Genomic DNA, 20,919 nt, shown 5'->3' with positions numbered 1-20,919 from the left:
GATGGTAGCTGGATTTTTGCCAAGCTGTACTAGTAAGTTTTTTAGTTATTGGCTAGATTGTGTAGTCTTCAGCGTTTGGCATCCGCACTGTTGTTCGGTGAAAATTAGGATTAACGCGACCGAATAACGCGAGGAGCTGCGTAAACTGCAAGCAAAGCCTCAGATCCCTCCTCTGTTAACTCGCTTGGATGCAGGGCAAGACTATACACTCCTGACCACACCGCCACAAACGTATCGATTAATTTTAACATTTGGGAAAAGCTAGTTAGTCCCCCTACCGAGGAATTCCTCTGCAAAAGCAAGACTTGCCAATTTACGGGGATTCCACCTGTACCGTTATATGCTCCTGATAAAGCACCAGTAATTGCACTTATAGCCTGTGAGCTTAGAGGCGTTGCATCTTCCACTTTGAAATTGCCATTGTGAGTAGCCCGCAAAACTGCAAGCCGAAAGTCTTCCAAGGTACTCAAAAAGCAGTAAAATGCCATAGCAATAGTGTTACTTAGCTCTTCTTCTCTAGCAAACTCAGCTTGTGCCCTTGACAATCCAGCCCCTTGCTCTAATAAATTTTGAACTCTTAATAATTTTTTTGGTATTGATGTCGGTGTTTCTCCGAGAAAAGAAATTATTTGCGGGATGAGGGTTAGGGGGTTGAGTTTTTCAGTTAAGGCAAGAGATATCGCATATCCTACTGCTAGTGTTCCATCCCTTACTACTGGGTCATCCTCCCAGATTTTGAGTACATGCAGCAAGTTTTGTCGGAGCTTAATTGGATTTTCGTGAAAAAAAAGTGTTACTGGTAGTGTCGCAAGAATTATTTTTATCGAGATGTCATCAGTTGCTGCTAAATGAAGAGATTCTTGTTGCTGACGCCCGATCCAATCATCTAAATCTAATCTACCCAACGCAATCAAACTCTCAGTACCCAAAACCGCCATTCTGCCCAAATCCAGGTAACTCTGAGACTTGATTTTACCACCAGTGGCTAAACTTTCCCCCAGGAATGCTCCGAGTAAAGTACCTCTAAACCGACTTATAGGAGAATAACGCATACAGTTTTGGATTTTGGATTTTAGATTTTAGATTGAAGAATTTAATCCAAAGTCTAAACTCTAAGTAGGTAGGCATCAATAGGGTAGCGCAGCGTAAAGCCTGCGGCATGGCTTCTCTTCTCTACGAGAGGCTCCGCCAACGAGACGCTGCGCGAACGCTTAGAGCGATGTCGGAGCGTCTGACTCCAACAGGCATCGTCTCCCCTTAGGAGAAGACCGCAGTGGCTCCGGGGACTTCCAGTTAAAAAACATCCCATCGTAGGGGCACAAGGCCTTGCGCCCCTACAAATGGACAAATAATTTTGGATAATTTATTTTTTGTCAGTCCCCCACTTCTCACATTGAGGCAGGCTAACGCCAACAGAGAAGACCGCGCTAACTCACTACAAACTTTAATTTATTTACGCCTAGCTACTTGTAACTGATTCATCCTTCATCTTTTCTTAAAAAATTCACCAAAGCTTGTAAGCCTAACAAGTAACTTTGTCCGCCAAAACCACTTATTTGCCCGATTGCTACTGGAGCGATGTACGAATGATGGCGAAAACCTTCCCGGCGGTAAATATTACTCAGATGTACTTCTACTGTGGGCAAATTAACAGCAGCGATCGCATCTCGCAATGCCACACTTGTATGGGTATATGCCCCTGCATTAATCAAAATTCCCTGATGTTGTCCTAATGCCCCATGAATAGTATCTACCAAAATTCCTTCATGATTTGACTGCACAGGAAAAACTTTCGCCTGTAACTTGAATCCTTCTTCTTCTAACAGGCGGTTAATTTGAGCTAATGTCAGAGAACCATAAATTCCTGGTTCTCGCTGTCCTAGCAAATTCAAGTTTGGCCCATGCAGTGCCAGAATGCTTAAGGGTTGTAAAGTCGAGTTCAGCACTTTCGGGCTAGTGGCGACGACGCGAGCGATCGTTCACAGGAATCGGAATCAGTTCCGGTTCCGGTTCAGCCTCTGGTCCTAACAGGCTCTCAATTAGCCTACGTGCTAATTCCTTAAGCTTTTCCACTACCTTTTCTATATAGTCCATGAACTGACCGCTCCTGAGATACTACCTCAATTTTTGATTAACAGGTAAGCAGAAAATGGCATATTTTCGCACCTCTGGCTTCCAACCGGGCTGATCCACAATCCCGTATTTGGGACATAAGCCACTTCTAAAATTTGGCGTTGTGTTCTCCCTTACTTTTTAGAGTATCACACTTGCAACCTACCGAACTGCATCCTATTAAGGATAAATATCAAGGGTCAAGAGTTAAGGATCAGACTTTGGACTCTTGACTTGCAATTAACCTTCTGTACTCTTTTTTTTCGCAGCAGTCGTTGATGACTTAGCAGTTGACTTAGATTTGGAACTCGTTGATTTACTCGTTTTGCGAGTCGATTTCGCTGTCGATGCCTTAGCTGCCAATAAGTTCAGCGCCGCAGCTAGGGTTACATCTTCTACCGATTGACCTTCTGGGATACTTACATTAGTTTTGCCATGCTTGATGTAAGGACCATAGGGGCCATCGTAGATGTTAATTGTTTCCCCATCCTCTGGATGTGTACCCAATTCGCGTAAGGCGGCCTTGGACTTACTGTTGGTGGAACTGCGCCCCTTTTTTGGTTCGGATAATAATTCCACTGCACGTTCTAGGTTAATTGTCAATACATTATCAGTAGCTTTCAGGGAGCGGTAGTCTTTCCCCTCTTTACCCTGGTCATGAACGACATAAGGGCCAAAGCGTCCCAAACTTGCTTGGATTTTGCCGCCAGTGCCTGGATGAACTCCCAATGTCCGGGGTAATGCCAACAGACCAACAGCCATTTCCAGGGTAACGGTTTCCGGGGTGACACCTTTGAGTAGGGAGGCTTGTTTCGGTTTGGGGTTTTCGTCGGTTTTATCACCTAATTGGACATAGGGTCCATAAGCACCAATTTTCACATAAATCGGTTCGCCAGTTTCGGGATGCCGACCTACCTGGTCAGGGCCTGTGGTTTTTTGACGCAGCAATACTTCTACCTGTTTGGGGTCGAGGTCTGCTGGTGTCAGGTCTTTGGGAATTGAGGCGGTGATAACCCCCTCACCATTTTCGACTTCAATGTAGGGGCCATATTTACCAATGCGGACTTTGGCATCTAGATTCTCCAGTTCTACAGTCCTAGCTTTGGTGGGATCAATTTGACTTTCCCGTTCTTTTACCAGGGTTTCCAGCCCTTTTTCTCCCAGATAGAATTGCTGCAAGTAGGGTAGCCATTTCGCTTCACCTGTGGCAATGTCATCGAGGGTTTGCTCCATTTTCGAGGTAAAACTGGGATCAACGATGTCCGGGAAATGTTTTTCCAGCAAGTCGGTGACGGCGAAAGCGGTGAAGGTAGGAATGAGAGCGTTACTCACCAATTGGGCATAACCTTTGTCGATAATCGTGCCAATGATGCTGGCGTAGGTACTGGGACGACCGATACCTTCGCTTTCCAAGGTTTTCACCAAAGTAGCTTCGGTGTACCTAGCTGGTGGTTGGGTTTCATGACCAACTGCTTCTAAATCTGTACAATTCGGATGATCTCCCACTTTCAGATTCGGCAAAATTACTTCCTGGTCTTCCAGTGCTGCTTCTGGGTCGTCTGAACCTTCGACGTAGGCACGTAAGTATCCAGGAAATTCAATCCGTTTGCCAGAAGAACGGAATCCAGCGTCCTCAACTTGCAATTGCACGGTAATTTGAGTTTGGCGGGAATCAGCCATTTGACAGGCGACAGTCCGCTTCCAAATCAAATCATAAACGGCAAGTTCTCGACCGCCCAAAGCAGTTTCTTGGGGGGTGCGGAAGGTGCTACCTGCTGGACGAATTGCTTCATGCGCCTCTTGTGCGCCTTTGGATTTGGTAGTGTATTGCCGAGGTTGGGGACTGAGGTATTGTTGACCGTAGAGCTTTTCTACACAACTACGAGCAGCTGCGATCGCCTGATCTGACAAATGCACCGAATCTGTCCGCATATAGGTAATATACCCCTGCTCGTACAAATTCTGGGCAACCCGCATCGTGTCACGGGCTGAGAGGCGCAGTTTCCGGTTAGATTCTTGTTGCAACGTCGAGGTGGTGAACGGTGGCGACGGTTTGCGCGTCACTGGGCGTTCTTCGATGTCGGCAACATTCCAGGTTTTCCCAGTCAGGCGTTCCTTGAGGGCTACCGCTTGGTCAACGTTTAGCAACAAGACATTGCGACCTGCGGTAATTTGTCCAGTCGTTGCGTCAAAATCGCTGCCGTTAGCTATTTTGCTTGCTCCCAATGTGACCAACTGGGCACCAAAGGGGGTTTTTTCCTTTGACAAACTGGCTTTCAAATCCCAGTACGTACCTTCATGGAAAGCACGGCGTTGGCGTTCCCTTGTGACTAAAAGTCGCACGGCTACAGATTGCACTCGCCCAGCAGATAATCCCCAGGCGATTTTTTTCCATAGGAGTGGAGACAAGGTATAGCCCACCAGTCGATCCAAAATCCGCCGCGTTTCTTGGGCGCGAACCAACTGCTCATCGATATTGCGGCAGTTTTTCAGAGCTTTTTTGATCGCGTCTTGGGTAATTTCGTGAAATACCATCCGCTTAGTCGGAACTTTCGGCTTGAGCAATTGGTATAAATGCCAACTAATGCTTTCACCTTCCCGGTCTTCATCCGTTGCCAGAATCAGTTCATCTACATCTTTGAGGGCTTCTTTGAGCTGGGTGACAATTTTCTTTTTGTCTTTCGGGACAACATATACCGGTTCAAAGTCGGCGTCCACATTTACCCCTAGCTGCGCCCATGTTTCCCCTTTGACGGCAGCGGGAATTTCACTAGCCGACTGGGGGAGGTCACGCACATGACCCATAGACGCCTCCACCCGATAGCCTGATGGCAGGTAGTTGCGAATGGTACGAGCTTTGGTTGGAGATTCGACGATGACGAGAGTTGACATGGAAATTTCAATAAAAAGAATAGCTGCTAAGCTAAACAGTCAAATTGAGGTAATTTTTGCAAATTGTCAAGATAAAAGGTCGCGCTTAGGGCGGTGATTTAATCCTCACATAAACTGCCTGCTTGGGAGAAAATGCGCTGAACTTAGGGCCCAGTCTTTCTCAGAGGATAGGGGAGGGTAACGCTGGGTGTGAATTTCCAGCTATTTCAATCTTTAACTTATCTAACGCATAATTGGCGACTACAGTTTTCAAAATACCCTGCAAGAAGTGTAATACGTCAATTGGGGAATGGGGCATGGGGCATGGGGAAGCAAGGGAGCAAACAGCAGAGGCGAAAGATATAAAATTTTTCATTCTCCCCAATGCCCAATGCCCACTTTCATAAAGCTTGTGCCAAAATTAAACCAAACTTGAGAGCAAAAGCGAAGTGGGGTTTGTACCCATGTCAGGAAAGCAAAACCATGCAACCGATTCGTCAAGGTGATGTAATCTTACTGCCTGTGCAGCAAATTGAAGGACAAAAAATACCTCACTTAACTTTGGCAGAAGGCGAAGTTACCGGGCATAAACATCGCATTACTGAGGGAAACGCAGAATTATACGAAAAAGATAGCACAGTCTATTTGCGTGTGTTTTCAGAGTCGGCATTGCTAGCTCATGAGGAGCATAAAGCTATTTCTATTCCCCAAGGTGATTGGATGGTGAAAATTCAGCGGGAATACGAGCCTGAAGGTTGGCGCTATGTCGCTGATTGAAAAGTTAACGCCTGAAGAAGAGGCTTTAATTCCAGTTTATCGCCAGAAGTGGAGAGCGATCGCGCTTTCAACTGAGCGGATTGATAGAGATAAAGCGGTGGAAGTTCTTAAAGCTACATATACAGCTATCGGTAAACAACAGCCAGAAATTATTTTTTGTGAAAGTCCTTATGCTGGTTTAAAAATTATTTTTAAAAAGTTACCTAATTTAAATTTTAATAATATAAACGTCCTAAGTTTAAATAATAATGTTTGCGACTATATTATTGCAAATCTAACTAATCAAGATAGAGAATTTTCAGATCAAATAAATACGCACATGTTTAAACAATTAACTATTGTTGAACCAAGTTTTACTCCCCAAGAATATATATTAGAAGATAAATTCCAAAATCAGCCTAAATTCAATATATATTTAGGAGATCGTCTCTGGTTAAATTTACAAAGTTTGGCAAATCGTTGTTGTCATGTGGATTTTTACGTTTCTGTATTAAATTATTATTACAGCAAAAAAAGATAGGAAACTTTACAGTCTTTATCAAGGTTTTGTGGTTGAATTTCTCCATTTGAAAAATTTTGTATAGTATGCGATCGCCCCCTTCACCTGCGCTTCGATAATCAAAATATTCTCCACGCTGAAGGCGAACCCGCTATTGAATTTACCGATGGATTTAGCCTCTACTCGTACCACGGTGTAACCTTACCTGAAAAATACGGTAAAATCCACCCGCAGCAATGGCAATCTCAATGGCTTTTATCAGAGGGAAACGCCGAATTACGCCGAGTGTTAATTCAAGGTATTGGTTACGCCCGAATTTGCCAAGAATTACAAGCTATTGAATTAGATAATTGGCAAGAATATACACTATTAAAAATTGATAATAATGTGGATATCGAGCCGATTTATTTATTAAAAATGACTTGCCCTAGCACAAGCTTTATTCACGCCTTGCGTGTTCCACCGAATATGAACTCAGCGCGTGAGGCAATTTGCTGGGTAAATTGGGGAATATAACCAGAAGAATTTGCTATACAAACATAATGGCTTTAGGGACTTTGCACATTTAGAACCACACTAAAAAAGTGTAATATTATTACCCTTTCCTTCTGTTCACGGGCTAAATGAGAATGAAATAGCCCTGGAATTTCTATATTGTTTTGAAATATCAAGCCCAGCAAAAATGCTGGGTTTAATTTTTGAGTTCACACAAAAAACAAAAGACGCAAAAGATAAATTTGCATCTTCTTTGGAAATTTTTAAAATTAGAAAATCAATGTGGTTCTCACTGTACCAATGACGATATAGGACTCCGATTTGATTTCTGAAAACATACTGAGACTGAAAAGCCCGTTTTATCAGGTTTTTATTTGAAATCTTGTTCAAAAATCAGATATGAGTCCTATATCATCGTTTTGATTGTTATGATCTGGCGCTGTTAGCCAGATAACTCCTGGGGTAATGCTGATATTGTCACTCAGCTTAAATTGATAGAAACCTTCAACGTGATATGAAGTGTCTGGATCTTTGTTAATACCTGCATTGCTGAGAGCATTGCTGACACTGGTAACTTTAGGTTCCATACCCACAATAATGCCTGCAATGTTACCTGTTTTACCAAGATCCGGGAAAGCCAGTGTGACGGTAGAGTTCCAGATGTTAGCTCAAATAATAATACAGGCTTAATATTCATCTACGTATATATATATAAGATATTTTAGTCCGCTATTATCTTCATATCCTATATTTTGAATACCTTTTTGCTATCTTCAGATTTATTGACTCAATAAATAGTTTTGGTAAAAATGATTCTTGATTACTACACAAATACTCGGATGATATGCCAAGGTATGGGTATCAAATGGTTAAGGAAATAAATCAATGTCTACTGTGCAAAAACTATCATTGGCTTTAATTGGAACAGCAGTTGTTTTCATGAGTGCTAACCCAGCTAACGCTATTACCCTGAATACAGGAGGCACACCTTCTGCTACAAAAGGGATATTCTCCTCTGTTCCTGGAGTCACTACAGTTGATTTTGAAAGTGGCGCACCGACCACTGGATTTGCTACTTACTCTACACCCAATGGAATTGTCCAAGGGACTGTACCTAGTCAATATGCTGAACCGGCTGGTGATGAAAGCAAATATTTAACTATTTCTCCCGTAGGCTCCAACGTTATAGGCAGCACTGGTTCTGTGACGATTAATTTTAAGCAAGCACTTGATTACTTTGGCTTGTACTGGGGTTCAGTTGACACGTATAATTCGATCGCATTTTTTAACGGCAGTACTCTGTTGAATACCTTTACTGGCGACAAAGTTCCTGGAACTAGGGCTAGCGGTAATCAGATAAGTCCTGAGGACAATGTTTTCGTTAATTTCCTCGCAGGTCCGGGAGAGACTTTTGATAAAATAGTTTTAAGCTCAACTGATATTGCATTTGAAAGTGATAACCATAGCTACAGAGTAGCTAATGTCCCTGAACCTACTACAACATTGGGCTTGCTAGCGTTTGGTGTTATGAGTGCTGGTTCATTTGTGAAACGGAAATTAAAGTCAGTTTAAGATCATCTATTTACACCGTTTAAAAAACTAACAATGTCGTTCTCCTTTTAAGATATAAAACCCAGCAAAAATACTAGGTTTTTATTTTGATATTATCCGAAAAAGCGAAGACGCAAAGAATTAATTTGCGTCTTCAGCTAACATTGTGAAAATTAGAAAGTGAATGTGGTTCTGACTGTACCAATGACGATATCATCGTTGTCATTGTTATGATCTGGCCCTGTTAGCCAGACAACTCCTGGGGTGATGCTGATATTATCACTCAGCTTATATTGATAGAAACCTTCAACGTGATATGAAGTGTCTGGATCTTTGTTGATACCTGCATTGCTGAGAGAATTGCTCACACTGGTAACTTTAGGTTCCATACCCACAATAATGCCTGCAATGTTACCTGTTTTACCAAGATCCGGGAAAGCCAGTGTGACGGCATAGTTCCAGATGTCAGCATCACCAACTGAAAGGACGCGAGCTTTGGTTAAGCCAGCCCAACCACCAATCACGAATTTTGAGCTAGGTTGAAAGGATGCTTCAATACCGTAGGAGTTGCTAGAAGCATTCTGCAATATGTTGTCATTAGCGTTATTGCTACCACCACTACCATTGGCAAAAAAAGTATTTTTGTAGGCGTTAATGTAGGTCAAACCAAGGGTAATTTGCTTGCTAGGCTTAACAGTTAACTGCCCCATAGCACCATAAGCACCGTTGAACAGTCCAGAGCCTAGCTGAGGGTTAGCAGCATCATTCGCTAAATACCCGAAGCTTAGTTCCAGCTGGTCACTAAACTCGTGTTTGACTCCTATACCAGTACCATTGACTAGATAATAAATTGGGTTACGAGTCCCAAAATGGGACAGGGCACCGCTACCACCGTCCCCATCTAAGTACGGATTGACTGTGTTAGTAAAATCATCAATTGCACCTGCATTTGCTTCCAGGATAATGTCTGTTTTATCACCGAGAGGGAACTGATACAACAGTGCGTCTATCACGACTCCATTACTGTTGTTACCACCAGCAAATCGGAAGTCACCTTCTGGTGTAAAGGTGGCAGTCTGAGAGAAGGGGTCTAGGTTTGTTGCCTGAAGTCGTGTTCTGAGTAAATCTTTACCAGTAAAACTGGTATCGAGGTTCAGACGCACCCGATCTGCAAGGACAGTATTTTGGTTGACTTTTTGACCATTAACTGTATTTCCACTTACGACATCCGCGATCGCTATTACTACTTCCCCATTCAGTTTGGTTGTGGTTGAAAACCGATTCGCCTCCAATTCAGCACTGCGTACTTCTACTGCATCTACACGACCTCGGAGTGTCGCGAGTTCTGCTGAAAAATCTTCTTGCAGCTTTTGTAATGTGGCTAAATCTTGTTTGTTAACTAAATCGCCAGTAGCTGTAGCAATAAGTTCGTTAACGCGATCAAGACAAGCATTCAAACCAGCAGCAAACTCATATCGTGTTAATGCCCGATTACCGCGATAAGTGCTATTTGGGTATCCGGCAATACAGCCATAGCGCTCAACCAAAGACTGCAATGCTTGGAATGCCCAATCAGTGGGTTGTACATCGGAAAATTGAGATACGGAGGTAACTTGCGCCATTGTCTGATCTGGCGCTGTGTTCGTAGCTCTTGTGTCTGGATTAGCTAAAACTTGCGCTTGATTGATTTCAGACGGGCCAGATGTTTCACCTGCAAATGTAGCAGTATTCACAAATAGCATTACACCGCAGATTGCAGGACTAACTAGCAGATATTTACAGAATTTTTGCATTTTTCTCCTCACACTGATCTCCAATTCACACCCAAACCACATTTTTTTAAACGTGTTTTTTATGAGAATATTTGTCAGCAATCTTATCAGAAGTAAGCAACCTTTTTAACAAAAAAAGTCAATAAATCCTAATTATTAAGGGAAAATTAAATTGCAGAGGGCTGTACCGTCTGAAAAAGTTTTGTTGTCATTCATTACACAGGAAACCCAGAATGATATTCTTTGTCCATTTTGAGAATAAGAATCATTATAGAATACAATTTAGAAAAAGGTAATCCGCTATTACCTTTGATGATGCGTTTCCATATTTAGCTAAACGCTATAACCTCAAGCAAGTTGCTATGGTGCAAATTCCCGAGGATTAACTTTCACCAACGGATGTGCAAAATGCAGTCAATGCTGTGAAAAAGTACAAAGTTAAAGCTTTATTTAGTGAACCAGGAGTAGATAACAAATTTAACCAGCCTCTCGAAAGACTTGAAGTTAACTTTGCGTCCTCTGGATTCTCTGGAAACTGGTGGAACAGAAGTAGAAGCTTTACGGCAAACCGATGCTTATGATTTACAGTATCAAGCTATTGGTACTCTTAGCGGTGGTGAACTTAAGCGGGTTTTATTGGCTTACTGTTTCGTAATGCCTCAGAAACTGTTGATACTAGATGAATGCTTTGCTGGTGTTGATGTGCAAGGTTCAGCAGATTTTTACGCTTTGCTAAATGAATTAAAGCGGGAGGAGGGTTGGACGTATTGCAAGTTTCTCATGATATTTATATGGTAAATCGCCATTGCGATCGCGTGCTTTGCATTAACCAAAGCATTGTTTGTACTAGTCAGCCGGAAATTGCCCTTTGACTGCAAAACCTGTTAGTAGCAAATTTTGTTGACCCTTAACCCCGACGTAGTGCAAGTTCAAGGTATTCCCGTCCAATTGTACCGCTACGTGTTTGTGGTCTTGCTTTCACTCGCCGTTGCTGTAGCGATTAAAGCTGTTGGCGTTTTACTGGTGAACGCTTTTTTGACTATTCCCGCCTCTACGCCAAACTGATGAGTCACCACTTTAGCTGCTTTCTAGTCATGTCGATGATAGTTGGTTCCATTAGCAGCATTGCTGGCATCATTGGATCAGGTATTTTCAACCTTGCTTCAGTTTCTGCTATTTGTAGCCGTTTTGATCTGGTTCAAGTTGAGATTGAAAGCTGCATAAATATTTTTCTCCAAAGACTTGCTATATTCTTTGATGTTTGCTACATTGATTAATCGTGGCTCACAAAAGCCCCAGCCGGGATAGCTCAGTTGGTAGAGCAGAGGACTGAAAATCCTCGTGTCACCGGTTCAAGTCCGGTTCCTGGCACTTAATAAAAACCCTTGAAACTCAATAGTTTCAAAGGTTTTCAGTTTATTAAGTGCTAACTAATAGAGAGCTAGCGTACTAAATTAGAGATAAATTTTGGACATTTTTGGATACCTTTAGACAAAAAACGGGTGTAAAATGGGTGTAAAAGAGATAGAGTAGAGGAGTAATTACACCTTATAAATCTATGTTCTCCAAAACTCCTACAGGGCGGGCATCTAAAGGTTCTGTCTCTATCCTTAACTCTAATGAGCGATTGCAGTTACGGTTCAGATATAGGGGCAAGCGTTATTACATCTCTACTGGTTTAGCAGATACCCCAAATAACCGTAAATTGGCTGAACTTAAGGCCTCTGAGATTGAGAAAGATATACTCTGCGAGCGATTAGACTTAACTCTAGAGAAGTACCAACCTCAATCTGCTTTAAGTACGATTACACCCGTTACACCCATCAAGAAGCCTAAACCCAATTTAAATGAACTTTGGGATAGGTATAGCGAGTTCAAGAAACCGCAAATTAGTCCTAGTACGTACGTCAAAGATTTTGCCAAGCATCGGAATCACATTGCTAAGTTACCAACGCGATCGCTAGATGAAGCATCCGCTATTCGAGATTATCTTTTAGCCAATTTAACTCCAGATGCTGCTAAACGTTGTCTAATTCAGTTCAAAGCTTGTTGTAATTGGGCAATGGAAGAGGGGTTAATTGACACGAACCCTTTTGCTGCGATGAAAATCAAAACACCCAAAGGTGCTACTGAAGAACAAGATGTTAATCCTTTCAGTAAAGAAGAAAGAGATTTAATTATTCGTACTTTTGCTAGCGATCGCCATTACAGCCACTACACTCACTATGTCCGCTTCCTTTTCTTTACAGGATGTAGACCATCTGAGGCAATTGGTTTGAAGTGGAAACACATCACTAATAATGTGGTTCAGTTCCGGGAATCAGTTGTTGTCTCTGAAGACGGCTTAGTGTTAAAAGAGGGACTTAAAACACAAAGAAAGCGAGATTTCCCAATTAATTCGGAACTAAAAGCGATTTTGGATGAGATTAGGCCTACAGAACCTAATGCTGAAGCATTAATTTTTACCAGTCCAAAAGGAAAATTTATCGACCATCACAACTTTTCTAATCGTGCATGGAAGTCTATGTTAGCCAAATCCTGCATTCCCTATCGCAAAAGCTACCAGACACGACATACCTTTATCAGTTTGTGTGTGGAATCACATATTAACAGTACAGCGATTGGGCGATGGACGGGAACATCCGCCAAGATAATTGACAATCACTACGGTGCTACTAACTTTACAAATTTAAGACCACCTGACCTTTCATAGGAGGACTTCACCTGCATTTCTCACAAGTAGTGCGATCGCACTAATGAAGTTCTATATTGGTCAAGTTCGGATGGTTCATGCTTTCGTTGATGATGGCGACAGTGTTGCACCGCTTCTACTCAAAGTAATCGAGTTATCAAAACGAAATCAGTTGGCCGGTGAAGAGGGATGGATTAAAGCATCAGATGTGCAAAAAAATACCACACGAGCCAAACGTCCATCAGCAGTTGAGGCACGGAATTGGATGATTCAAGCCTCTAACCTTGGATATGGAATTATCAGGGGTGAAGGTTCAAAAATTGAGTTTAAGACATCTTTACAAAACTCAATAGACAAAATAGATAAGAATAGACAAACTATAGACACCGTGTCTATTCCTGAAACACTTGTGATACAAGGCGTTTTCCAAAATATAGATAAAATAGACGACCTCAAACACTCAGATACAATATCTGACAACACACCCCACACCACAATATTGAATAGACAACCAATAGACGACCCCTGTCTATTTGGTCTATCGAATCTTGAAAGTATTGATGTAGCAAGCAATCCAACAATACATAGCCCGTCTATAATTACGTCTATAGAATGTCTATCGTTTAATAAAAAGACACAGGTAGTTATGGCTACGACGGGCGCAGTCATGACACCCCAGTCCCAATCGCAACCAGAATAGAAAGTAGGCGATCGCGTCGAATTTAAGCACCCTGACAGTTGTAATATTGACTGGATCAAGGGCAGGATTGACGATGTGAATTGCCAGCAAGGTTACTTCATCAGCTATACAATCAGCTATTTACAGTGCGGGAAAAACTCCACCTGTAAACTTCACCGTCAGGACTGGGTAAGGGTGGTGAGATAGGGAGGCGATCACCAAACCCTCTATGCAGTTAAAAGTTATATAGAGTTACCAATAGCACTTATCTATTTGAATAGATAACTATGTAGGGTGGACACTGAGATATTTATGTATGCAACTGCATTTTTTCTCACAGTCTCAAGGTAGAGATTATTTTGAAAACAGTGCTAAAGATTGCGGTAAAAATTTTGACTGTAAAAGCTTATGTCACCAGATCCGTTTGAAAAACTTATACCAGAAAAGCAACAACGCGATTCAGTTGCTACACTAAAAAACTCAGGTGTCAATGCCAGTGATGACAAATCCTACTTCAGAAGTTTTGCTACACCAGGATTTAGTCAAGTTCAAGTCATTGTTAAAGTTGGTAAATGTCAACTTGATGCTTCAGCCATAAAAGCGATCGCTGATGGAGTCTTAGCTCGACTTTATCCATTTTTTTTGCAACAGGCTCGCTATCGCTAAAACCTTTGTGGTTCACTAGTTTGACTTTTTTAACTTCATCGATAATCTGTGACGTGGAAAAAGTATTTGCCAAAAAGCCAGGGTTTTTGCCGGATAAAGAAAACCGAGTTCTTAATTTTGGATAAAGTCGAGCTTAGAGGGTGTTTGAAAAGTTTTGAGTGGTCAAATTTTATGCCAATCGCCTCACCATGATCCGGATCTTGTCTTGGTAGATAAACGTCTCTGATGTTTCCGGCAATAACTCATAATCTCTAACCAATCGCCGACACCCCATCAACCAAGCAAAAGTGCGCTCCACGACCCAGCGTTTTTTCAGCAATACAAAGCCCTTGGTTTGCTCTGGTCGCAGAACCACTTGCACAATCCACCGATAAAAGTTCATCACCCACTGCATGAACGGCTCACTTTCAAAACCGCCATCCACCCAAATGATAGTGAAGGAAATGTTGTTTCTCAGGTTGATATAGTTTGAGTGCGATGGATTTACACCCCACCGTAGGTGATCGCTACAACAATCAAATCCCAGGAATAGGACGCAGGATTTTGTGAGACACCAAACTGTCAAACTGCAAGCGCAACGCTTGGGCTGTTGCTGAGTCAGTGAGCAACACACCTGCTTCAATATTGCGTTCGTGGGCGGCTTCTGTAAAATTAGCTGATGTAATTAGCACAAATTCCTCATCTACAACAATGCACTTGGCGTGCAAAGATGACTTTTGCTTAACATCCACCGCTAGCGATCGCGAATCATAAAAAACTTCTGGTAATCTCTCCCCTGTCCAGATATCGCGGCGAAAGGTGTGTGCAAATTCTCTCAATAAAAGAGAATGCAGCATAATATACTGCAAGCCAGGAAACTTAATTTTTTCTTTTGGAAGAGTTACTTCTTTAGTAATTAAGTATGTATATTTGTTTTTTACATCTTGTAAAAAATCAGTAATTGAATAGCTACTTTTTACATCGAAGTATATAAGCTTTTCTAAATTTGAAAGATACATCACTCCCGCTAGATAATCTTTTTTTGATTAAGCTTTCGGATTTCTGCAATTACACCATCAAGCCCACGATTGCCATAAATAATTAGCAATCGTTCAGCAGATAAGTAACTTAGCACAGGGGTGCGAAACTGTTTAATATATGTTGTATCCGTAGGATTATAGCCAAACTGGGGAGCGATCGCTCTCAATTGCTCTTGAACAGTAGTAACAGCTGGAATTGATAGCATAAACTTACTAATAATAGAAGATGAGATAATTTCATGGAGATTATCAGCCTTTAATTACAAAAGATTAATCCTCTATTGCAGTTGCCTTTGGAAAACTTACTTCCTAGAGGCAACCGCAACTTATTTAGGTGTAAATTGGCCCATGTGAATCTTGACTACGAATGGGAAATTCTACGAATCCCACTGGATGATGAGTAAAATGCAGTACAGACAACCCGGGATTATCTTCAGTCGCATAGGCCATAGATGCATCTATGTATTCACCCTGTAACCGTGCTAGTTCTCCTGCGATGAATGTGGTAGAGATGCTTGAATAAAGGCATTCAGCCTGTAAATATCCTGGCGGCGAGCGGTAGAACCAAATATATCAATCCGCTATACTCCTCTACTTAAACTTAGCTTAAACTCATGATAAACAAATATTAATCTCTCTATTTTTTAGAGAAACTTCAGATTTATTTAAGATTTTTACTTCCCTTATTTGTCAAACTACTTCATCAATCTGAAGTAAAGTAAAAGCAAATAATTAAAAATAACTGACTGATGTCGAAAAAAGTGAGTTCAGCAATTAATCCGACTTTCTTAACAGACGTAAATCATGGTGGAAAAAAAGGGCAACCACAGAAGATTGCAGAGCAATTAGCCGAATTTATTGATAGAGCAAAGTCAAATCTGCACATTGCAATCTATGATTTTCGTTTAACTGAACCAACCCTTGCAGAACCCGTAATTACAGCACTTAAGAATAAAGCCCAAGCGGGTGTGAAAGTGAGAATCGCCTTTGATCATGGAAAACCTGAAACTAAAACAGTTGATCCCTTCATTGCTAGTGGCAGTGATCCAGCACCGAAAGGAACCAAAGCATTCCTAGAAGCTGTATTTGAGGGAACCCAAGTTGAAATTGAGAGCATTGCTGGCTCAAAACTGATGCATAATAAATATGTCATTCGAGATGTGAATACCAGCGAAGCAACTCTGTGGACTGGTTCAGCCAATTTCACAGACGATGCTTGGACTTACCAAGACAACAATATATTGCAAATTTCTTCGCCGCAGCTTTGCTCATACTATGAAACTGACTTTCAGGAATTGTGGGTCAGTGGCAATATTAAAACCACAGGTGTTGGGGATAGTGGTAAAGTTTATATTGCTACTACAGAAGTTGATTTCGCCTTCTCACCAGGAGAAGGTCAGACTATCGACCACATTATTTCTAGCTTGATTGGTTCAGCAAAAAAGCGAATCAAGATTGCTTCCATGATGATCACTTCTCATGCAATTCTCGCTGCACTTGATGATGCCCTCAGACACAAACAGGTCAAAGATTTTAGTGGCGTGTACGATGCTACACAAATGTCTCATGTGGTGAAACTTTGGCAGAAAACAGAAGCAAGTGTTGGTGTTGCTGAAACTTTTAAAGAGGTATCATCTCATCTCGTTGGTAAGCACTCCGAGCCTTATAAACCAGATAGCAAGCACAACTTCATGCACAATAAGGTTGTGGTATGTGACAACATTGTAGTGAGTGGCAGTTTTAACTTTTCTCGCAGTGCTACACAAAATGCTGAAAATATCGTTGTGTTACATGATCCAAGCTTGGCAGAGCAATATAGCGATTACATTGACCAACTACTGGCGCAGTATAGCAAAGTATAGTCACAGCAACAGCCAGACCACTATCTTCTGAATAAACTCAACAGGGCGGCAAACGGATTCTTTTTTCACTGAGGTCAATTCTTCAGGAATCTACTGCTTGACAAAATTGAGATATTCCTGCCTTCTTCGTCCACAATTTGATTGAGAATTTAATTTGCTTGAGACAGGCGATCGCGCAATTCATTCTATAGTCTCACCCTTTGCCTGAATCTGCTACTCTCTTAAGTCATACTAAACAAAAGGTTAATTAAACGGCAACCTTAATGATCGTGCTCACGTCCATCTTAGTTAAGGATAGTCTTAATAAAGAGGTATCAATTTGTCAAACCTAGAGTTTCGCAGCCCTCCCAGATTGAAATAAAAGGAATTAACTTTGCTCAAATCCCTTAACTTAGATGCTAACTGCGATGAAAAACGATCATAAAAAATTCTGCTTCACTCGTTGGTTCAACCGTTCTCAATGGATATTCCCTATGATTTCGATGATTGTAGCTTTTGGGATATGGGCTACATCTTCTGCATGGCCTGCTAATGCTTCATTCTTTGACCTGTTCTCTGGTGGCATCCAAGTTATTCAACTGTCCAATCTTTCTGATCGACAAGAAATTGACTTAGGTCGTCAAATGAATCAGCAGATTCTACAAACTCAATTCCATCCCATTAATGATTCGGTGATTACTCAATATGTGAACAGAGTCGGACAGCACCTAGTTTCTTACAGTCAGCGTCCAAATATTCCTTACCATTTCCAAGTGGTCAAGGACAAACAAATTAATGCTTTTGCGACTACAGGTGGCTATGTTTATGTTACCACTGCTTTACTAGCCGCAGCTGACAATGAAGCTCAACTTGCTAGCGTCCTTGGTCATGAAATGGGACATATTGCGGCGCGGCATGTAATCAAACAGATGAAGCAGCAAGCCATCGAATCAGGAATTGTTAGTGCTGTGGGGCTGAACAAAAACACTGCCGTTAATTTGGGAGTTCAATTAGCATTGAACTTACCTGGAAGCCGCCAGCATGAGTTTGAGGCAGACCATAAGGGACTGTTCACTTTTACAAAAGCCGGTTACGATGCCAGTGCAATGCCAGCTTTTATGCAGAAACTCGTTAACTCTAGCTCAGTGCCAGCATTTTTAAGTACTCATCCTGCCACTCCAGACCGAATTCGCACTCTTAACCAATTGATTACTGAGAACCACTTAAATAATGGTTCTCTTGGGCTAGGCAATACCAATTATAAAGCAACAATTCGTTCCAGGTTAAATAGTTAGACTATCTTGAAAAGCCAAAACTGGAGTTGCAGCTTCGAGTATAGGGACAAAACAGAATCGGCTTTGGCTTTTCAAGAGAACTTAAAGCACAGACAACACTTCCAAGCAATTGAGTAGAGCGATATCTGTGACGGTCACTGAGCTTTGTCGAAGTGCGGACTATTCGCTGTTGCATAAGTTGCCCCTCCCCGATTGAACATACTTTGTTTACTATTGATATCTCCGGCGAACTGGATGTGAGCTGATTAGGAAACTGACTCCAACTGTCCAGCCCAATGCCACCATCCATCCGGCTAATACATCACTTGGATAATGGACTCCTAGATACAAACGTGTCCAACCAATTATTAAGACAAACAGGGTTCCTATAATCACAACAAACCAACGCCAACGGCTGTTCCAACTCAAAATAATCAAAACTGCCACCAAAGTCATACTAGCCATTGCATGACCACTCGGAAAGCCATAATCAAATTCTGGAGCAGGTGTTACCCACAGATGAGGACGTGCCCGGTGCAGCAACCGCTTCACCGTCTGATTAATGATTATACTGCCCACCGAGGCTGTGAGTAAGAATTCTATTGCACGCCACCTTTGTCGAATCAGCAGCAGCAGTGAAATCATTGCTGCTGCTGGGAATACCCCCCAAAACACTCCGAGCTTTGTCAAGTATGAGACAAAAACATCTAGTTTCGGTTGGGCAGTGCTGTGAATAGCTAATAATAGGGGAACATCGAAGGGAAATCCACCTTGTTTCCAGACATCCTCTGCTAAGTCCCCAAATATCAGTAAGGGAATAAATCCGCCAAGCAGTAAAAGTAGTAGTGCCCTCGGGCTTCTGGTGAGGCGCATCAACTTGCTCCTGCATTAATTAATTAATCTTTCTCTAATCCTAGCGGCATAAGTAATCAAACAGAATTAATTACATAGCAATTCTTGACTAGGCAAGATTCACGATTTTTGACAGAATTCCTGGTAATCTAGTTCTACTTGCTTAGAGTAGCTGATTGCATACTCAAGAATTTGATTACGCCAATCAGATAAGTGAGCAAACTTGATTAAATCATCTGCAATTGCAGAACCTTGTCTACCACCACTGCGTAATTGATCCCACGCTGTGACTTCACCCATTGTCTGCATCAACTTATTTAAGCGTTCTAGCTTTCCATCCCACGCCTGTAGACTCACCCGATCTTCTTCTGGTTGCAACTCTCGTAAAACATAAGATTTATTGCCGTCAACTATCATCGCCAAAAGAGCAGGTGGCGTTCCTTGTACCCGTTCTTGGATAGCTACTACTCGTGCAGATTCACTAGACCAATCCGGCTGAGGTAGTGTTAAATAGGGTTGTAATGAGCCAGTTTTTGTTAACTTCAAATCTAATAGATAATTGCCATCAGGAGAACCTTTACCTTCTACCAAAACTGCATAACGTTCTAACCCTAAACTACCTGTACCAGCGATTCGTTGTTGCACATCTAAAACTTGATAAAAATTCGCATCTTTTTGTGTAAATTTTTGCCAAGTTGAGATGAGTTCTCTGATCCTTTGCTATTCTGCCTCTGTGGCTTCGATAATATGCTTATTATCAATAATTAAGTGCCGCTTACCTTTCTTTTTCTTTGCGTGTTTATCTAAAAAATCTTGACGAAGGCGGGTTTTTAAACTTTTTAATAAATCTTTAACTAAGCCCAAAGCAGTTTTATTTTCTACATTTCTAGCAATACCTTTAGCTAACGTATTGCTGTAAGCATCAAGAAAAGAATTGCTTAGATGCAATGCTTCTGATTCATTCACCTTCAGCGCGTGAGAGCCAACTATCGTACTGCTAATAAACCTGAGCAAATCCCAGGTGCAAGGTGCAAGACATGCTTCATCAAAATCATTCATGTCAAAGTAAACTAATCGGTTATCACCTTTATAACTACCAAAGTTTTCCAGGTGCAAGTCACCACAAACCCATACGGATGGAGCTACATTCGATGGCAAATCTCTAGGGAAGTCTTCATAAAATAAATGACACGTGCCGCGATAAAAAGTAAAAACATCAGAACGCATTGCTTTATATTTTAATTCAAGTAGTTTTGGGTTGCGTCCTTCGTTAAAGCGATAAATTCTCTCAATTATATTGTTTGTCATAATTTGTGGTTTTCATGCTATCAAATAACAATTGGTACTTTCGTCTTTCCGATTATGCCATTATGCACTGGACTAGATCTTTGACAAGCCTAATAGTTGGCACTTTCTTACCACCTTTTGCACTACTGTTTGGGCTTATAGCAAATGTTAGACCTCCTAACTTGCCCCAAGGTTTTCAGTAAAATGTCCACAAATAGTTGTCAAATTCTGTTAATGCTTACCCCAATAGCGATGCCTGCGGTGGTCACTAGGCAGTTCGACCCTTCTCTACCTTGGGCTGCGCCCTAAGCGTAGCTATGCCGCAGGCTTTACGACAAGCTCAGGGCAACGCAGGCTCACTGTGTCACTTTGCCGAACGCAAAGAGCGTCTCGTAGAAAAGTGCAGGCGTAGCCCATGCTAATTCCTCTCTTAAAAAACAAGCCATCAAGCTAGAGGAGAAATAGAAAATTACAGTAAGGAATGTATGAACTTTTACTCCCATCTTTCTACTTAAGTTTTCGTTAGATATTT

General features: G+C 41.7%; 16 protein-coding genes, 1 tRNA gene and 6 pseudogenes. 12 read left to right on the top strand and 11 right to left on the bottom strand.

Annotated features, from left to right (window positions below):
- Positions 1-110: 110 nt before the first annotated feature.
- The 4 genes from V7K49_RS05355 to topA all read right to left on the bottom strand — a co-directional run bounded on the left by V7K49_RS05355 (position 111) and on the right by topA (position 5,004).
- On the bottom strand, positions 111-1,052 hold the full coding sequence (locus V7K49_RS05355) for an ADP-ribosylglycohydrolase family protein (RefSeq protein WP_335204780.1): 942 nt from the start codon (positions 1,050-1,052) through the stop codon (positions 111-113).
- A 426-nt stretch (positions 1,053-1,478) separates the two neighbouring features.
- A complete protein-coding gene (gene aroQ, locus V7K49_RS05350; protein ID WP_335204779.1) occupies positions 1,479-1,946 on the bottom strand; it encodes a type II 3-dehydroquinate dehydratase in 468 nt (155 codons plus the stop codon).
- A gap of 7 nt (positions 1,947-1,953) precedes the next feature.
- Positions 1,954-2,094 (bottom strand): hypothetical protein, encoded by a 141-nt coding sequence (locus V7K49_RS05345; protein WP_273767644.1) that lies wholly within the window; start codon positions 2,092-2,094, stop codon positions 1,954-1,956.
- A 258-nt stretch (positions 2,095-2,352) separates the two neighbouring features.
- Entirely contained in the window at positions 2,353-5,004 is a 2,652-nt protein-coding gene (gene topA, locus V7K49_RS05340) for a type I DNA topoisomerase (RefSeq protein ID WP_335204778.1), read from the bottom strand.
- Between the two features lie 462 nt (positions 5,005-5,466).
- On the opposite strand from topA, the gene V7K49_RS05335 reads away from it, so the two are divergent.
- Together V7K49_RS05335 and V7K49_RS05325 are read left to right on the top strand one after the other, a co-directional pair.
- Entirely contained in the window at positions 5,467-5,760 is a 294-nt protein-coding gene (locus V7K49_RS05335) for a hypothetical protein (RefSeq protein ID WP_334872541.1), read from the top strand.
- A 481-nt stretch (positions 5,761-6,241) separates the two neighbouring features.
- Positions 6,242-6,775, top strand: a pseudogene (locus tag V7K49_RS05325) (DUF6745 domain-containing protein); the annotation flags it as partial.
- Positions 6,776-7,140: 365 nt separating this feature from the next.
- Here the strand turns inward: V7K49_RS05325 and V7K49_RS05320 are convergent.
- Positions 7,141-7,419: pseudogene (locus tag V7K49_RS05320) on the bottom strand (carbohydrate porin); the annotation flags it as partial.
- A 220-nt stretch (positions 7,420-7,639) separates the two neighbouring features.
- Between V7K49_RS05320 and V7K49_RS05315 the strand changes: the two are divergent.
- Positions 7,640-8,326 (top strand): Npun_F0296 family exosortase-dependent surface protein, encoded by a 687-nt coding sequence (locus tag V7K49_RS05315; RefSeq protein WP_335204776.1) that lies wholly within the window; start codon positions 7,640-7,642, stop codon positions 8,324-8,326.
- Between the two features lie 152 nt (positions 8,327-8,478).
- Here V7K49_RS05315 and V7K49_RS05310 read toward each other — a convergent pair whose 3' ends face one another.
- The gene (locus tag V7K49_RS05310) at positions 8,479-10,098 is read right to left on the bottom strand and encodes an iron uptake porin (RefSeq protein WP_335204775.1); all 1,620 of its coding nucleotides are present in this window, start codon (positions 10,096-10,098) and stop codon (positions 8,479-8,481) included.
- Positions 10,099-10,379: 281 nt separating this feature from the next.
- Here V7K49_RS05310 and V7K49_RS05305 point away from each other — a divergent pair.
- From V7K49_RS05305 to V7K49_RS05275, 7 genes and pseudogenes are all read left to right on the top strand, one after another.
- A pseudogene (locus V7K49_RS05305) lies at positions 10,380-10,665 on the top strand (metal ABC transporter solute-binding protein, Zn/Mn family); the annotation flags it as partial.
- 9 nt (positions 10,666-10,674) lie between these two features.
- On the top strand, positions 10,675-10,875 hold the full coding sequence (locus V7K49_RS34530; protein ID WP_442948639.1) for an ATP-binding cassette domain-containing protein: 201 nt from the start codon (positions 10,675-10,677) through the stop codon (positions 10,873-10,875).
- A gap of 93 nt (positions 10,876-10,968) precedes the next feature.
- A pseudogene (locus V7K49_RS05295) lies at positions 10,969-11,301 on the top strand (metal ABC transporter permease); the annotation flags it as partial.
- 74 nt (positions 11,302-11,375) lie between these two features.
- Positions 11,376-11,448: transfer RNA gene (locus V7K49_RS05290), tRNA-Phe, on the top strand.
- A gap of 187 nt (positions 11,449-11,635) precedes the next feature.
- Entirely contained in the window at positions 11,636-12,790 is a 1,155-nt protein-coding gene (locus V7K49_RS05285; protein ID WP_335204774.1) for an Arm DNA-binding domain-containing protein, read from the top strand.
- A gap of 43 nt (positions 12,791-12,833) precedes the next feature.
- The gene (locus tag V7K49_RS05280; protein ID WP_335204773.1) at positions 12,834-13,469 is read left to right on the top strand and encodes a hypothetical protein; all 636 of its coding nucleotides are present in this window, start codon (positions 12,834-12,836) and stop codon (positions 13,467-13,469) included.
- Positions 13,470-13,856: 387 nt separating this feature from the next.
- Positions 13,857-14,114: a hypothetical protein gene (locus V7K49_RS05275; protein WP_335204772.1), complete on the top strand. Its 258-nt coding sequence runs from the start codon at positions 13,857-13,859 to the stop codon at positions 14,112-14,114.
- 169 nt (positions 14,115-14,283) lie between these two features.
- On the opposite strand, the pseudogene V7K49_RS05270 reads toward V7K49_RS05275, so the two are convergent.
- From V7K49_RS05270 to V7K49_RS05260, 3 genes and pseudogenes are all read right to left on the bottom strand, one after another.
- Positions 14,284-14,547: pseudogene (locus V7K49_RS05270) on the bottom strand (transposase); the annotation flags it as partial.
- A gap of 82 nt (positions 14,548-14,629) precedes the next feature.
- Entirely contained in the window at positions 14,630-14,950 is a 321-nt protein-coding gene (locus V7K49_RS05265; protein WP_334872554.1) for a phospholipase D-like domain-containing protein, read from the bottom strand.
- Between the two features lie 170 nt (positions 14,951-15,120).
- Positions 15,121-15,339: a hypothetical protein gene (locus tag V7K49_RS05260; RefSeq protein WP_335204771.1), complete on the bottom strand. Its 219-nt coding sequence runs from the start codon at positions 15,337-15,339 to the stop codon at positions 15,121-15,123.
- A 543-nt stretch (positions 15,340-15,882) separates the two neighbouring features.
- Here V7K49_RS05260 and V7K49_RS05255 point away from each other — a divergent pair.
- Positions 15,883-16,995: a phospholipase D-like domain-containing protein gene (locus tag V7K49_RS05255; protein ID WP_335204770.1), complete on the top strand. Its 1,113-nt coding sequence runs from the start codon at positions 15,883-15,885 to the stop codon at positions 16,993-16,995.
- A 407-nt stretch (positions 16,996-17,402) separates the two neighbouring features.
- Positions 17,403-18,269, top strand: coding sequence for a M48 family metallopeptidase (locus V7K49_RS05250; RefSeq protein WP_335204769.1), 867 nt, complete (start codon positions 17,403-17,405; stop codon positions 18,267-18,269).
- Between the two features lie 210 nt (positions 18,270-18,479).
- Here the strand turns inward: V7K49_RS05250 and V7K49_RS05245 are convergent, their stop codons facing one another.
- Together V7K49_RS05245 and V7K49_RS05240 are read right to left on the bottom strand one after the other, a co-directional pair.
- Complete coding sequence (locus V7K49_RS05245) at positions 18,480-19,121, bottom strand: phosphatase PAP2 family protein (RefSeq protein WP_335204768.1); 642 nt, start codon at positions 19,119-19,121, stop codon at positions 18,480-18,482.
- Between the two features lie 99 nt (positions 19,122-19,220).
- Positions 19,221-20,408 (bottom strand): annotated as a pseudogene (locus V7K49_RS05240) (DUF2252 domain-containing protein).
- Positions 20,409-20,919 lie beyond the last annotated feature (511 nt).

This window comes from Nostoc sp. (genome assembly GCF_036919675.1).
In the GTDB taxonomy this organism is placed as follows: Bacteria; Cyanobacteriota; Cyanobacteriia; order Cyanobacteriales; family Nostocaceae; genus Nostoc.
Note: the sequence above shows the minus strand (reverse complement) of the source record. Positions and strands in the feature narration are given on the sequence as shown.

Excerpts from the sequence above, each read along its gene's own strand:
- V7K49_RS05335 (WP_334872541.1), top strand. The coding sequence starts at position 5,467 with ATGCAACCGATTCGTCAAGGTGATGTAATCTTACTGCCTGTGCAGCAA.
- V7K49_RS05255 (WP_335204770.1), top strand. The coding sequence starts at position 15,883 with ATGTCGAAAAAAGTGAGTTCAGCAATTAATCCGACTTTCTTAACAGAC.
- V7K49_RS05315 (WP_335204776.1), top strand. The coding sequence starts at position 7,640 with ATGTCTACTGTGCAAAAACTATCATTGGCTTTAATTGGAACAGCAGTT.
- V7K49_RS05345 (WP_273767644.1), bottom strand. The coding sequence starts at position 2,094 with ATGGACTATATAGAAAAGGTAGTGGAAAAGCTTAAGGAATTAGCACGT.
- V7K49_RS05245 (WP_335204768.1), bottom strand. The coding sequence starts at position 19,121 with ATGCGCCTCACCAGAAGCCCGAGGGCACTACTACTTTTACTGCTTGGC.
- V7K49_RS05260 (WP_335204771.1), bottom strand. The coding sequence starts at position 15,339 with ATGCTATCAATTCCAGCTGTTACTACTGTTCAAGAGCAATTGAGAGCG.
- V7K49_RS05280 (WP_335204773.1), top strand. The coding sequence starts at position 12,834 with ATGAAGTTCTATATTGGTCAAGTTCGGATGGTTCATGCTTTCGTTGAT.
- topA (WP_335204778.1), bottom strand. The coding sequence starts at position 5,004 with ATGTCAACTCTCGTCATCGTCGAATCTCCAACCAAAGCTCGTACCATT.
- V7K49_RS05250 (WP_335204769.1), top strand. The coding sequence starts at position 17,403 with ATGAAAAACGATCATAAAAAATTCTGCTTCACTCGTTGGTTCAACCGT.
- V7K49_RS05355 (WP_335204780.1), bottom strand. The coding sequence starts at position 1,052 with ATGCGTTATTCTCCTATAAGTCGGTTTAGAGGTACTTTACTCGGAGCA.
- V7K49_RS05310 (WP_335204775.1), bottom strand. The coding sequence starts at position 10,098 with ATGCAAAAATTCTGTAAATATCTGCTAGTTAGTCCTGCAATCTGCGGT.
- V7K49_RS05275 (WP_335204772.1), top strand. The coding sequence starts at position 13,857 with ATGTCACCAGATCCGTTTGAAAAACTTATACCAGAAAAGCAACAACGC.
- V7K49_RS05285 (WP_335204774.1), top strand. The coding sequence starts at position 11,636 with ATGTTCTCCAAAACTCCTACAGGGCGGGCATCTAAAGGTTCTGTCTCT.
- V7K49_RS05265 (WP_334872554.1), bottom strand. The coding sequence starts at position 14,950 with ATGCTGCATTCTCTTTTATTGAGAGAATTTGCACACACCTTTCGCCGC.